Below are 13,080 nucleotides of genomic sequence, written 5' to 3'. Positions count from 1 at the left end.
TACGGTTCATCCATGGCGAACGACCACTACTTCTCGGCCACCCCCGAGAGCGAACTCCGGCCGCGCCAGGTGCACGTCACGCTCGCCGGTCAGCCCCTCACCCTGTCGACCGCGGCGGGGGTCTTCAGCCCCGACGGCGTCGACCGCGGCACGAAGGTTCTTCTGGGTTCGGTGCCCGCACCCGCCGGCGACGGAGCGCTGCTCGACATCGGCTGCGGCTGGGGCCCGATCGCGATCACGATGGCCCTGCAGTCCCCCGACGCCCAGGTGTGGGGTGTCGACGTCAACGAGCGGGTGCTCGGGCTCGCGCGCGCCAACGCTGCTGCTGCGGGGGCGTCGAACGTCACGATCGCGCTGCCCGACGACGTGCCGGCCGACCTGCGCTTCCGCACGATCTGGTCGAACCCGCCGATCCGTGTCGGCAAGGACGAGCTGCACCAGATCCTGCTGACGTGGCTGCCCCGGCTCGAGGTCGGGGGCGACGCCTGGCTCGTGGTGTCGAAGGACCTCGGGGGTGACTCGTTGCAGAAGTGGCTCGTCGGGGCGCTCGGCTCGGGGTTCGCGGTCACGCGCGAGTCGACGGCGAAGGGGTTCCGCGTCATCCGGGTGCGGCGCAGCGCGTAGGGCGCGAGCGCGAGCGCTCACATCGTGAGCACAAATGGACGGGTCGCCGCTGGGCACCCGACCATTTCTGCTCACGAAGCGGCAACGAGGCTCCGCGTCAGACCGTCAGACCGTCAGATCGTCAGGTCGCCGGAGAACACGAGCTCGGCGGGACCGGACAGCGAGACGTGCTCGCCGTCCTCGGTCGCCGTCATCCGCACCGTCAGCAGCCCGCCCGGCACCCGCACGCGCCAGGTGTCCGGCGCCCCCGCACCGACCCAGTAGCGCGTCGCGAGGGCAGCGGCGACGGCCCCGGTGCCGCACGAGAGCGTCTCACCGCTCCCCCGCTCGTGCACCCGCATCGTGATCTCGCCGACGCCGTCCTTGATGAGGGGGTCGCCGGGCAGCACGAACTCGACGTTCGCACCGTGCTCCGGTGCCGGGTCGAGCACCGGAAGGAAGGTCAGGTCGAGGTCCGCCAGTTCGTCCTCGGTCTCGACGGCGACGACCACGTGCGGGTTGCCCACGTCGATGCCGATGCCGGGCCGCGCCCCGTCGAGGTTCTTCGCCCGGACGAGCACGTCGTCGGAACCACCGCCCTCGATGCCCAGGCCCCAGCGGCCGAGGTCGGCGGCGAAACCGTTCGTGGTGCGCTGGATGTCGACCAGCCCCTTGCGACTGCCGACGGTGAGCGTCTCGCCGGGAGCGAGCTCGACCAGGCCGGACTCGGTCAGGTACCGGGCGAACACGCGGATGCCGTTGCCGCACATCTCCGCGACCGTGCCGTCAGCGTTGTGGTAGTCCATGAACCAGGTCGCCTCGGGCTCGACGGCCACGAGCGCCCGCCCCTCGGGGATCGCCTCGGACCGCACCGCGCGGATCACGCCGTCGCCGCCCACGCCGAAGCGTCGGTCCGCGATGGCGCGGATCCGCTCGGGGGTCAGGTCGACGGTGGCGTCGGGGTCGGCGAACAGGACGAAGTCGTTGCCGGTCCCCTGGCCCTTGGTGAAGTGCAGCTCGGTCACGGCACGATCCTACGGGCCAGTTCCGACAGGTCGCCGCGGTCCGCGCCCGTGACGTCGAGCGTCTCGGCATCGGCGTACCGGCGGAACCACGACACCTGCCGCCGGGCGTACTTCCGGGTCGCGATGCCGGTCGCCTCGACCGCCTGTTCGCGGGTCGCCGTGCCGGCGAGCACCTCGAGCGCCTGCGAGTACCCGATCGCGCCCCGCGCGGTCTTGCCCTGCTCGAGTCCCTGCTCGCGGAGGGCCGCGACCTCGTCGACGAGTCCGGCCTCGAACATCCGCGCGGCCCGCTCGTGCAGCGCCGACACGAGCTGCTCGCGGTCACGCCGCAGGTGCAGGATCCGGGACGGTCGCCAGGCGCTGGGCGCGGCCGGGAGGCTCGGGGTCACGACCTCGGATCGGCTCGCGATCTCGAGTGCACGGATCAACCGCCGTGGGTTGCGCGCGTCGATCGTCGCGGCGGCCGCCGGGTCGAGGGCGCGGAGTCGCTCGAGCAGGATGCCCGGGCCGAGCTCCTCGTGCTCGCGCTCGAGCTGCGCGCGGAGCTCGGGGTCGGTGCCCGGGAACGCCAGGTCGAACAACACCGCGGAGACGTACAGGCCGCTGCCGCCGACGAGGACGGCCACGCCACCGTTGGCTTGGATCCGGTCGACGTCGGCGCGGGCGGCGACCTGGTAGGCGGCGACACTCGCCTCGTCGGTGACGTCGAGCACGTCGAGCTGGTGGTGCGGGATGCCGTGCCGCTCGGCCGGCGGGAGCTTCGCGGTGCCGATGTCCATGCCCCGGTACAGCTGCATGGCGTCCGCGTTGATGATCTCGGCGTTCCGGCCCGCAGCACGCAACCGTTCCGCGATCGCGATGCCGAGGTCGGACTTCCCGGTGCCCGTCGCCCCGACGACTGCGATCAGGTCCGCGGCGTCACCGGATGCGAGCAACGCGTCGCTCGTCGGCGCAGCCCCGGGGAGCTCAGCGCCCGACACGGAGCGTGGGCAGCCCGAGCGAGACCGGACGGGGTCCGTCGCCCGTGGCGGCAGCGGGCGTGGGCACGCCGCAGCTCTCGGCCTGCGCGCGGTCCCAGGCGTCGCCGGCCCGGGTGCGTCGGATGCGCAGCGGCGCGTCGTCGTCGGCGAGCAGGAAGTGCGGTGCGGCACGGGTGATGTCGACGGTGACGACGTCCCCGGGGCGCGGGACCTCGGACCCGGCGGGCACGGTGAAGTGCACGAGCCGGGAGTCCTCCGCGCGACCGGAGAGCCGACGGGTGGCGTCGTCCTTGCGCCCTTCGCCCGTGGCGACGAGCACTTCGACGCTCCGGCCGACCTGCAGCGCGTTCTCTTCCGCGGTGATGTGTTCCTGCAGGGCGACGAGTCGCTCGTAGCGCTCCTGCACGATGTGCTTCGGCAGCTGGTCGTCCATCGTCGCGGCCGGGGTGCCCGGGCGGATCGAGTACTGGAACGTGAACGCCGAGGCGAACCGTGCCTGCTCGACGACGCGCAGGGTGTCCGCGAAGTCGGCGTCGGTCTCGCCGGGGAACCCGACGATGATGTCGGTGGAGATCGCCGCGTGCGGGATCTTCGCGCGGACGCGGTCGAGGATGCCGAGGAACCGCTCGCTCCGGTAGCTCCGGCGCATGGCCTTGAGCACCCGGTCGGAACCCGACTGCAGCGGCATGTGCAGCTGGGGCATCACGTTCGGGGTCTCGGCCATCGCGTCGATGACGTCGTCGGTGAACGCCGCCGGGTGCGGGCTCGTGAAGCGGACGCGCTCGAGGCCCTCGATGGCACCGGTGGCCCGCAGCAGCTTGCCGAACGCCTGTCGGTCGCCGAACTCGACCCCGTAGGAGTTCACGTTCTGCCCGAGCAGCGTGACCTCGATTGCGCCGTCGTCGACGAGCGCCTGGATCTCGGCCAGGACGTCACCGGGACGGCGGTCCTTCTCCTTGCCACGGAGCGAGGGGACGATGCAGAACGTGCAGGTGTTGTTGCAGCCGACGGAGATGGAGACCCAGCCGCTGTGCGTCGAGTCGCGCTTGGTGGGCAGCGTCGACGGGAAGACGTCGAGCGCCTCGAGGATCTCGATCTGCGCCTCGTCGTTGTGCCGCGCCCGCTCGAGCAGGGTCGGCAGCGCCCCCATGTTGTGCGTGCCGAAGACGACGTCGACCCACGGCGCCTTCTCGAGGATGACGTTCTTGTCCTTCTGCGCCAGGCACCCGCCGACGGCGATCTGCATGCCGGGGTGCTCGCGCTTGATGCCCGCGAGCTGCCCGAGGTTGCCGTACAGCCGGTTGTCCGCGTTCTCGCGCACCGCGCAGGTGTTGATGACGACGACGTCGGCCTGCGCACCGTCCGCCGCGGTGTAGCCCGCGGCCTGCAGTGACCCGCTCAACCGCTCGGAGTCGTGGACGTTCATCTGGCACCCGTAGGTGCGGACTTCGTAGGTGCGGGGGCGCGCTTCGACGGTGGCCATGGTCGTCCCAGTGTAGGTCGGAGCGGCTACTCGAACCGGACGGTCCCGCGGCCGGAAGGCGGCCGCTTCCCGCCGCCGTCGAGTGCCCGCGCGACAGCGATCCGGACGACACCGGAGCTGTAGCCCTTGCGCATCAGGAAGCCGGACAGCCGGCGTTCCGCGGTCGCCCGGTCGAGTCCGCGCATCTGCGGCGCCCGCTTGTCGGCGAGCTCCTGCGCGCGGAGGAACTCGTCGTCCTCGTCGTCGGCGGCCTCGTCGAGTGCGGTGTCGATCGCCACCTGGTCGATCCCCCGGCGACGGAGCTCCGTCACGACACCCTGTCGACCGAGGCCCTTGCGGGCGTGCAGCCGATCCACCAGGTCGGTGGCGAGGGCGACGTCGTCCAGGAGCCCGACACGGGTCAACCGTTCGATCTCGTGCTCGACCACGTCGGGGTCGAGGTCCTGCTGCAGCAGCAGGGTCCGCATCTCGGACTCGCTCACGCCCTTGCGCCCGAGGGCACGCAGGCTGAGCCGTTCGGCGTCCGCGCGCTGTTCGTCGAGCGGACGGGGTGCGTCGGCCGGGTCGATCTCCTCGCCGCCGGCGATGGAGAACACCGACGCCGTGGTGGCGTCAGCCGTCTCGGAGTCGTAGCCGTCCTGCTCCGCACGGTTCGAGCGCCCGCTGCCGTCTCCGATGACGGGCGACACCCACGCCGCCGGCCCGCGGGCACCGTGCAGGGGCACCGGCGAATCGGCGTCGAACGATGCGGGGAACTCGTCCGCACGACCTTCGTCCGACTCGGGCAGTGCCCAGCCGTCGGTGTCGCGCGGTTCGTCCGGTGACACCGGGGGCTCGGGGATCGCCGGCGTCACCGGGGTGACGGGGGCACGGCGACGCGACCTCGCACCGAACAGGTCGGTGACCGGTGCGAGGCCGTCGTCGTCGTGATCGGTGCTCACGCGCCCTTGCGCTCCGCGAGCTTCGGCGCGATCGACTCGACCGGGGCGTCCTCGGCCTTGGCGCCGCCGACGCCGAGCTTGGCGAGGATCTTGCCTTCGATGTCGGCAGCGATCTCGGGGTTCTGGATCAGGAAGGAACGCGAGTTCTCCTTGCCCTGCCCGAGCTGGTCGCCGTCGTAGGTGTACCAGGCACCCGACTTCTTGACGATGCCGTGGTCGACACCGAAGTCGAGCAGCGAGCCTTCGCGCGAGATGCCGACGCCGTACAGGATGTCGAACTCGGCCTGCTTGAAGGGCGGTGCCATCTTGTTCTTGACGACCTTGACACGCGTGCGGTTGCCCACCGCGTCGGTGCCGCTCTTGAGCGTCTCGATGCGGCGGATGTCGAGGCGGACGGACGCGTAGAACTTCAACGCCTTACCGCCCGAGGTGGTCTCGGGCGAACCGAAGAACACGCCGATCTTCTCGCGCAGCTGGTTGATGAAGATCATCGTGGTCTGCGTCTGGTTCAGGCCACCGGCGAGCTTTCGCAGGGCCTGGGACATGAGGCGGGCCTGCAGACCGACGTGCGAGTCACCCATCTCGCCCTCGATCTCGGCACGGGGCACGAGGGCCGCGACGGAGTCGATGACGATGAGGTCGATGGAACCGGAGCGGACCAGCATGTCCGCGATCTCGAGCGCCTGCTCGGCGGTGTCGGGCTGCGACACGAGCAGGGCGTCGATGTCGACACCGAGCTTCTTGGCGTACTCGGGGTCGAGCGCGTGCTCGGCGTCGATGAAGGCCGCGATGCCACCGGCGCGCTGGGCGTTGGCGATGGCGTGGATGGTGAGGGTCGTCTTACCCGACGACTCCGGGCCGTAGATCTCGACGATGCGGCCGCGGGGCAGGCCACCGATGCCGAGCGCGACGTCCAGCGCCACCGACCCGGTCTGGATGACGTTGACGGGGGCGCGTTCGTCCGAACCGAGGCGCATGATCGCACCCTTGCCGAACTGCCTGTCGATCTGTGCGAGTGCGGTCTCGAGGGCCTTCTCGCGGTCTGCCGGTGATGGCATGGGGTGCTCCTTCGTGCTCGTGTTCGGCCGCCTGTAGGCTGTCGCGTCCACGCCGGCCGATGGTGCAAGGCCGATGGTTCTGCGACAAGGCTTCGGGCTGTTCCCGATGTCCATCAACCTATGGCGAGCCACCGACATCACTGCCGACGGTCACGCGATCTGTGGATGGAACATCCGGGCGACGCCGCTGTGGAGGAAGCTACCACCGATCGAACACGCGTTCGAGCAACACGCCGAACACAGTTTCGGGTGCGCCGCCCCGCGGAACCCGCTCAGTCCTGGGGTTCGGCGAGGCCCTTGCCGTGCCGCCGGTCCATCGGGACGTCCTGCGAGTCGCACAGTGCGTCCCACACCCGGCGGGCCTCGATGCCCGCGGCGAGGGCGTCCACGGCGGAGCGACCGCCCAGCCCCTCGAGCACGACGTCACGGGTGACCACGGAACCGTAGGCCTCACCGAACACCTGGTCGACGGCTCGCCAGAACTCACTCACGCGCATCCGACCAGCCTAGGCGCGTGGTCGTGGGCCGGAACGCAGAACGCCCCCGCCGGGAAGGACCGGCGAGGGCGTTCGGTGCGATGCGCTCAGCGAACCGCGAGGTCGTTGTCGAACTCGGCGACGAGGTCGTCCGGGAGCGTGTCGGGGACGGGGGTCAGCCCCTCGACGATCGCGAGGCGGTCACCCACTTCGCGCATGATGGTCGAGATGGGCGTGTCCAGAGCATCCGCGACGGACGCGAGGATCTCCGAGCTGGCTTCCTTCTGCCCGCGCTCGACCTCACTGAGGTACCCGAGCGCGACACTGGCCTTGGACGCGACCTGACGGAGGGTCCGGCCCTTCTGCAAGCGGAAGTCCCGGAGCACATCGCCGATTTCCTGACGAACGAGAACCATGAGAACTCCTCCTCTCTGTCGTCTCCGCGCCCGCTCGGTCCGGTGGATCGAGTTCGGGTTCAGCAACAATAGCGTTGCCGGTTGCAGCATGTTAGCCAGGCTGGCTGCCGTACTGCTGGAGATTTCGTGAGATGTAACCCAGTGGAAACGGGACCTATTCCCGGCCCCGGACCTCGGACGACATCCGTGCAAGGAGTTCGGAGACGGTGGCGTGCCGGATTGCTCCCCGGTCACCGCCGAGGTGCAGCTCGAAGGCCTCAGCCCCCGCGGCGGAGGCGATCCCCACGTACACGGTGCCGACGGGCTTGCCGTCCTGCGGGTCCGGGCCGGCGACGCCCGTCGTGCTGATCCCCCACGTCGCGGGTTCCCCGTCGACGGACAGCGCGATCCGGACACCGGCGGCCATCTGCCGGGCGACCTCCGGATGCACGGCGCCCTCGGCCTCGAGCAGCTCCGCCGAGACCCCGAGAACGGAGTGCTTCACGGGCGTCGCGTAGGCCACGACGCCGCCCCGGACGACGGCGCTCGCACCCGGCACGTCGACCAGCGTCGCCACGACGAGTCCGCCGGTCAACGACTCCGCCACGGCGAGGGTCTCGCCCCGTGCCGTCAGCTCGGCGATGAGCCCCGGTGCGACCGGGACGGGAGGCGCGGCCTGCGTCGAGCGGTCGGGCCCGGTCATGCGGTGGTGCGGTTGTGCTTCCATGCCTGCCAGAGGTAGTCGATCCCGCTCAGGATCGTTGCCAGGAACGCGGCCGTCATCAGAATGCCGTTGACCCAGTGTGCCCAGTCGCCGACCAGGTTCCACCACGGGAACAGCGCTGCCGTCAGGGCGACGGCCTGCAGCACGGTCTTGATCTTGCCGCCGCGGCTGGCCGGGATCACCCGGTCGGAGAGCACCGCGAACCGGAAGACCGTGATGCCGATCTCGCGCACCATGATCAGCACGGTCACGTACCAGGGCAGCTCCTGCAGGATCGACAGGGCGACGAGCGCACCGCCGATGAGCACCTTGTCGGCGATCGGGTCGACGAGCTTGCCGAAGTCCGTGACCAGGTTCTGCCGACGGGCGATGATGCCGTCGGCGCTGTCCGTGACGATGGCCACGACGAAGACGACCGCGGCCCAGATGCGCAGCGGCCCGTCGTTGCCGGCGTCGGTGAGCAGCAGGACGAAGAACAGCGGCGCCATGAGGATGCGCACCACCGTGATGATGTTCGCGACGTTCGCGGTCGACGCCGGGCCGGGGCCCTTGCGCAGCAGTCGCCCGCGCCACGGGAACCGTGCGCCGTGCGTGGTGTTCGTGCTGTCCGAGGCGGTCATCGCCGTCACTCCCTGCCCGTCAGTCCCCACGCGTCCTCATCGGGCTCGTCGTGGACTTCATCGTACCCGCGGGTCATGTCCCCGACGGGGTCTGCTCCGTAGCGGTCACCGTCGCCGGACGGCGTCGGGGCCGGCGCTGCCGGAGCAGCCGCGGCGGGCGGCTCCTCGCCACGGAGCTTCGCGAGCACCGCGGGCAGCTGGTCGGCGGTCACCAGGACGTCGCGGGCCTTCGAGCCCTCGGACGGCCCGACGATGTCGCGCGACTCCATCAGGTCCATCAGGCGACCGGCCTTGGCGAAGCCGACGCGGAGCTTGCGCTGCAGCATCGACGTCGAGCCGAACTGGGTCGACACGACCTGCTCGACGGCCGCGAGCAGCAGTTCGAGGTCGTCACCGATGTCGGCGTCGATCTCCTTGCGCTCGACCACGGCCTGGACGTCCTGGCGGTACTCGGGCTGCGCCTGCCGCGTGACGTGCTGGACGACCTCGGCGACCTCGCCCTCCTGCACCCAGGCGCCCTGCACGCGGAGCGACTTGGACGAGCCCATCGGCAGGAAGAGCGCGTCGCCCTGACCGATGAGCTTGTCGGCGCCCGGCTGGTCGAGGATGACGCGGGAGTCCGTGACGCTCGTCACCGCGAAGGCGATGCGCGACGGCACGTTCGCCTTGATCAGGCCGGTGATGACGTCGACCGAGGGGCGCTGCGTCGCGAGCACCAGGTGGATGCCGGCGGCGCGGGCGAGCTGGGTGATGCGGACGATCGACTCCTCGACGTCGCGGGGCGCCACGAGCATGAGGTCCGCGAGCTCGTCGACGACGACGAGCAGGTACGGGTACGGCTTGAGCTTCCGCTCGCTGCCCGCCGGCAGGACGATCTCGTTGTTCTCGATCGCCTTGTTGAAGTCGTCGACGTGGCGGAACCCGAACGACGCCAGGTCGTCGTACCGCATGTCCATCTCCTTCACGACCCACTGCAGCGCTTCGGCCGCCTTCTTCGGGTTCGTGATGATGGGCGTGATGAGGTGCGGGACACCGGCGTAGATCGAGAGCTCGACGCGCTTCGGGTCGACCAGGACCATGCGGACCTCGGACGGCTTCGCACGCATCAGCAGCGAGGTGATCATCGAGTTGATGAACACCGACTTGCCGGAACCGGTGGAGCCGGCGACGAGCAGGTGCGGCATCTTCGCCAGGTTCGCGACGACGAAGCCGCCCTCGACGTCCTTGCCGACGCCGATCGTCATCGGGTGCTTCGACTTGCGGGCTGCGTTCGAGCGCAGCACGTCACCGAGCGAGACGATCTCGCGGTCGGTGTTCGGGATCTCGACGCCGATGGCGCTCTTGCCCGGGATCGGCGACAGGATGCGGACCTCGTTCGAGGCGACCGCGTACGACAGGTTCTTCGACAGGGCTGTGACCCGCTCGACCTTGACGCCGGGGCCGAGCTCGATCTCGTACCGGGTCACCGTCGGCCCGCGGGAGAACCCGGTGACCTTCGCGTCGACCTTGAACTCGGTGAGCACCCCGGTGATGGCGGCGACGATGTCGTCGTTCGCCTGGCTCCGCGCGACCGAGGGCGTTCCGGAACTCAGCGTCGTGGCGGCGGGCAGTCGGTAGGGCTTCGACGGATCGTCGTCGGAACCGGCGGCGGCTGCGCTGAGCTCGGCGGCGGCGTCGATGTCCTCTGGCTCGTCGGCGATCTCGGGCTCGGACAGCACCTCGGGCACCGCGGGACGGATGTCGGCGGTCGGCTCCGGCCGCGCGGGGACGTCGGTGCCGAACGCGCGGAGCGCCTGCTCGGCGTCCTGCAGGTCCTGCTCGACGGAGTCGTTGAGGTTGACCGACGCGGGCTCGGCCGGCGTGAGGTCGACGAGCCCGGCGGCGGCACCGGCGTTCGGGCTCACCGCGGTCGCAGCGGGCACGACGGGGGCAGCTGGTGCGACGGCAGCGGCAGCCGGGGCGACTCCGGTGGCCGGGGGCAGCACGGGGCTGTCGTACGCCGGGTCCTCTTCGCGCCCGGACTTGTTCCGGCGCCACCACGGCACGTTGTCGCCACCGGCTTCGGCGTCGGCAGCGGCCTGCTCGTCACCGAACCCGAGGTCGTCGAACAGCTGGAAGTCGGTGTCGCCCTTCTTGCCACGCTTCGACGTGCGGGCGCGGGCGGCGGGCTCCGCCACGGCGGCGGCGTCGGCCTCGGGTTCTGCTGCGGGGGCCGGGGCGCCGAACAGGTAGGCGTAGAGCTCGTGCAGGCGTCGCCCGAGCTTGTTCGGCGGCGTCTTGGTGATGATGAAGAGCGAGAGCACCAGCAGCACGATCGCCACGGGGACGGCCACCCAGGCGGTCGCGATCGTGACGAGCCAGCCGATGACCACCCAGCCGAGCACCCCACCGGCGGCGGCCAGCGCGGGCATGCCGTCGGCGGCGCTCGGACGGCCGCCGAAGACGTGGCAGAGCGAGGCGATCGACACGATCAGGATGCCCAGGCCGATGCCGATCCGGGTGTTGTCGTGCACCGAGGCCGGGTGCCGGAACAACCACCCGGCGAACACGATCATGATGACGGGCAGAGCGAACGCCAACCGGCCGAACAGCCCGCCGAACGTGTACGCGTCGAGTGCGACGGAGACGCTGTTGGTCGGGTTGAGCCACTCGACGACCCCGCCGGCGATGGCCAGCAGGAACAGCAGGAACGGGAACCCGTCGCGCCGCTGGTCCTTCTCGAGGGTCTCCTTGCCGAGCAGCCGGAACATCGCGCCGACGCCGTGCGCCATCGCGAGCCAGAAGGTCACGAGCGGGTTCTGCTCGCGGAACACCGGCGTGGGTGCGGCCTGCGGCAGCTTCTTCGTCGTGGCCTGGGTGCGCGACGAACCGCGCGTCCCGTTGCCACGGGACGACGTGGACGCGCGCGAGCGCGTGGTCGACTTGGTGCCTCCGGCCATGGGCAGAACCCTAACGCCCGCTCAGGACAAACGCAGGAAGGCCCGCCGCAGCGTCCGTGACGGACGCTGGACGGGCCTCCCGGGCCGGACGGACGCGAACGCGGACGCGCGCCCACCCCGCGAACGGGCCCTACGCCTCGATGACCACCGGGACGATCATCGGACGACGGCGGTGCTTCGTGTTCACCCAGCGACCGACCGTGCGACGGACGACCTGCGCGAAGGCGTGCGAGTCGCGCGTGCCGTTGGCCGCGGCCTCGGAGATCGCCTTGGCGATCTGCGGGCGGACGTCGTCGAACACGGAGTCGTCCTCGGCGAAGCCGCGCGACTGGATCTCCGGGCCGATCACGCACTGCCCGGTGGTGAAGTCCACCGCGCAGAAGATCGAGATGAAGCCCTCTTCCGCCAGGACGCGGCGGTCCTTCAGGTCGGCGTCGGTGATCTCGCCGACGGTGGAGCCGTCGACGTAGACGTAGCCGATGTCGAGCTGGCCGGCGACCGTCGCGACGCCGTCCTTCAGGTCGACGACGATGCCGTCCTGCCCGAGGATCACGTTGCGCGGCGGGACACCCGTCTGGATCGCCAGGTCGGCGTTCGCGTACAGGTGGCGGTGCTCACCGTGGACGGGGAGCACGTTGCGCGGCCGCAGGATGTTGTAGCAGTAGAGCAGCTCGCCGGCGGAGGCGTGTCCGGAGACGTGCACCTTCGCGTTGCCCTTGTGAACGACCTTCGCACCGAGCTTCGTCAGCCCGTCGATGACGCGGTACACGGCGTTCTCGTTGCCCGGGATGAGCGACGACGCGAGGATGACGGTGTCGCCGTCGCCGATCTCGATCTGGTGCTCGAGGTTCGCCATGCGGGCCAGGACGGCCATCGGCTCACCCTGCGACCCGGTCGACATGTAGACGATCTGGTCGTCGGGGACGTTCTTCGCCTTCTTCGTGTCGATGAGCACGTTCTCCGGCACCCGCAGGTACCCGAGGTCGGCGGCGATCGTCATGTTGCGGATCATCGAGCGCCCCATGAACGCGACCTTGCGGTTCGCGGCCGCGGCGGCGTCGAGGACCTGCTGCACGCGGTGCACGTGCGACGAGAAGCTCGCCACGACGACCTTCTTGCGGGCGCGCATGATGATGTTCTCGAGCACCGGGCCGATGTCGCGCTCCGGAGCGGTGAAGCCCGGCACGTCGGCGTTCGTGGAGTCCGGCAGGAACAGGTCCACGCCGGCCTCGCCCAGACGGGCGAACGCGCGGAGGTCGGTGATGCGGTCGTCCAGCGGGAGCTGGTCCATCTTGAAGTCACCCGTGTGCAGCACACGACCGGCGGGGGTCGTGATCGCGACGGCGAGGGCGTCCGGGATGGAGTGGTTCACGGCGACGAACTCGAGGTGGAACGGGCCGATCTGCTCGGTCTGGTCCTCGGCCACGACGAGCGTGTACGGCTTGATCCGGTGTTCCTTGAGCTTCGCCTCGACCAGCGCGAGGGTCAGCGTGGAGCCGATCAGCGGGATGTCGTCGCGGAGCTTGAGCAGGTACGGGACGGCGCCGATGTGGTCTTCGTGGCCGTGCGTGAGCACGACACCGAGGACGTCGTCGAGGCGGTCACGGATCGGCGAGAAGTCCGGCAGGATCAGGTCGACACCGGGCTGGTGCTCCTCGGGGAACAGCACGCCGGCATCGACGATGAGCAGCTTGCCCTCGTACTCGTAGACGGTCATGTTGCGACCGATCTCGCCGAGGCCCCCGATGGGGACGACGCGGAGGGTGCCGGCTTCGAGCGGCTGCGGTTCGGAGATCTGTGTGGGCATTCGGTCCTACGGATTCGGGCGACGCGCGT

Annotated in this window: 12 protein-coding genes; 1 reads left to right on the top strand and 11 read right to left on the bottom strand. The window is 70.3% G+C overall.

Translation table 11 applies throughout. From position 1 onward, the window contains the following. The first annotated feature begins 12 nt into the window (after positions 1 to 12). On the top strand, positions 13 to 624 hold the full coding sequence (locus tag BIU91_RS11940) for a methyltransferase (RefSeq protein WP_071405606.1): 612 nt from the start codon (positions 13 to 15) through the stop codon (positions 622 to 624). Positions 625 to 737: 113 nt separating this feature from the next. On the opposite strand, the gene dapF is transcribed toward BIU91_RS11940, so the two are convergent. The 11 genes from dapF to BIU91_RS11885 all read right to left on the bottom strand — a co-directional run bounded on the left by dapF (position 738) and on the right by BIU91_RS11885 (position 13,051). Further along, positions 738 to 1,628: a diaminopimelate epimerase gene (gene dapF / locus BIU91_RS11935; protein ID WP_071405605.1), complete on the bottom strand. Its 891-nt coding sequence runs from the start codon at positions 1,626 to 1,628 to the stop codon at positions 738 to 740. Next, complete coding sequence (gene miaA / locus BIU91_RS11930) at positions 1,625 to 2,563, bottom strand: tRNA (adenosine(37)-N6)-dimethylallyltransferase MiaA (protein ID WP_084741189.1); 939 nt, start codon at positions 2,561 to 2,563, stop codon at positions 1,625 to 1,627. The genes dapF and miaA overlap by 4 nt, the downstream gene beginning before the upstream one ends. 31 nt (positions 2,564 to 2,594) lie before the next feature. Beyond that, entirely contained in the window at positions 2,595 to 4,091 is a 1,497-nt protein-coding gene (gene miaB, locus BIU91_RS11925) for a tRNA (N6-isopentenyl adenosine(37)-C2)-methylthiotransferase MiaB (RefSeq protein ID WP_071405604.1), read from the bottom strand. A 26-nt stretch (positions 4,092 to 4,117) separates the two neighbouring features. Further along, positions 4,118 to 5,032: a regulatory protein RecX gene (locus BIU91_RS11920; protein ID WP_071405603.1), complete on the bottom strand. Its 915-nt coding sequence runs from the start codon at positions 5,030 to 5,032 to the stop codon at positions 4,118 to 4,120. Continuing rightward, complete coding sequence (gene recA / locus BIU91_RS11915; RefSeq protein ID WP_027464767.1) at positions 5,029 to 6,090, bottom strand: recombinase RecA; 1,062 nt, start codon at positions 6,088 to 6,090, stop codon at positions 5,029 to 5,031. Before recA ends, BIU91_RS11920 begins: the two co-directional genes overlap by 4 nt. 272 nt (positions 6,091 to 6,362) lie before the next feature. Next, positions 6,363 to 6,587 carry a DUF3046 domain-containing protein gene (locus BIU91_RS11910; RefSeq protein WP_071405602.1) on the bottom strand — a complete coding sequence of 75 codons (225 nt, stop codon included), beginning with the start codon at positions 6,585 to 6,587 and terminating at the stop codon, positions 6,363 to 6,365. Positions 6,588 to 6,673: 86 nt separating this feature from the next. Then, positions 6,674 to 6,982, bottom strand: a complete 309-nt coding sequence (locus BIU91_RS11905; RefSeq protein WP_027464765.1) for a helix-turn-helix transcriptional regulator — start codon at positions 6,980 to 6,982, stop codon at positions 6,674 to 6,676. Between the two features lie 154 nt (positions 6,983 to 7,136). Then, the gene (locus tag BIU91_RS11900; protein ID WP_071405601.1) at positions 7,137 to 7,664 is read right to left on the bottom strand and encodes a nicotinamide-nucleotide amidohydrolase family protein; all 528 of its coding nucleotides are present in this window, start codon (positions 7,662 to 7,664) and stop codon (positions 7,137 to 7,139) included. Then, positions 7,661 to 8,314: a CDP-diacylglycerol--glycerol-3-phosphate 3-phosphatidyltransferase gene (gene pgsA / locus BIU91_RS11895; RefSeq protein WP_084741175.1), complete on the bottom strand. Its 654-nt coding sequence runs from the start codon at positions 8,312 to 8,314 to the stop codon at positions 7,661 to 7,663. The genes BIU91_RS11900 and pgsA overlap by 4 nt, the downstream gene beginning before the upstream one ends. Beyond that, entirely contained in the window at positions 8,311 to 11,244 is a 2,934-nt protein-coding gene (locus BIU91_RS11890) for a DNA translocase FtsK (RefSeq protein WP_071405600.1), read from the bottom strand. The genes pgsA and BIU91_RS11890 overlap by 4 nt, the downstream gene beginning before the upstream one ends. 130 nt (positions 11,245 to 11,374) lie before the next feature. Further along, positions 11,375 to 13,051: a ribonuclease J gene (locus BIU91_RS11885; RefSeq protein WP_071405599.1), complete on the bottom strand. Its 1,677-nt coding sequence runs from the start codon at positions 13,049 to 13,051 to the stop codon at positions 11,375 to 11,377. Between the last annotated feature and the right edge of the window lie 29 nt (positions 13,052 to 13,080).

It is taken from the genome of Curtobacterium sp. MMLR14_002, assembly GCF_001864975.1.
GTDB classification, from domain to species: domain Bacteria; phylum Actinomycetota; class Actinomycetes; order Actinomycetales; family Microbacteriaceae; genus Curtobacterium; species Curtobacterium flaccumfaciens.
This window is presented reverse-complemented; position numbering and strand designations above follow the sequence as displayed.

What these genes read in the sequence shown, in the direction of transcription:
- BIU91_RS11885 (WP_071405599.1), bottom strand. Translation starts at nt 13,051, where the DNA reads ATGCCCACACAGATCTCCGAACCGCAGCCGCTCGAAGCCGGCACCCTC.
- BIU91_RS11910 (WP_071405602.1), bottom strand. Translation starts at nt 6,587, where the DNA reads ATGCGCGTGAGTGAGTTCTGGCGAGCCGTCGACCAGGTGTTCGGTGAG.
- BIU91_RS11940 (WP_071405606.1), top strand. Translation starts at nt 13, where the DNA reads ATGGCGAACGACCACTACTTCTCGGCCACCCCCGAGAGCGAACTCCGG.
- BIU91_RS11890 (WP_071405600.1), bottom strand. Translation starts at nt 11,244, where the DNA reads ATGGCCGGAGGCACCAAGTCGACCACGCGCTCGCGCGCGTCCACGTCG.
- miaB (WP_071405604.1), bottom strand. Translation starts at nt 4,091, where the DNA reads ATGGCCACCGTCGAAGCGCGCCCCCGCACCTACGAAGTCCGCACCTAC.
- BIU91_RS11905 (WP_027464765.1), bottom strand. Translation starts at nt 6,982, where the DNA reads ATGGTTCTCGTTCGTCAGGAAATCGGCGATGTGCTCCGGGACTTCCGC.
- BIU91_RS11900 (WP_071405601.1), bottom strand. Translation starts at nt 7,664, where the DNA reads ATGACCGGGCCCGACCGCTCGACGCAGGCCGCGCCTCCCGTCCCGGTC.
- recA (WP_027464767.1), bottom strand. Translation starts at nt 6,090, where the DNA reads ATGCCATCACCGGCAGACCGCGAGAAGGCCCTCGAGACCGCACTCGCA.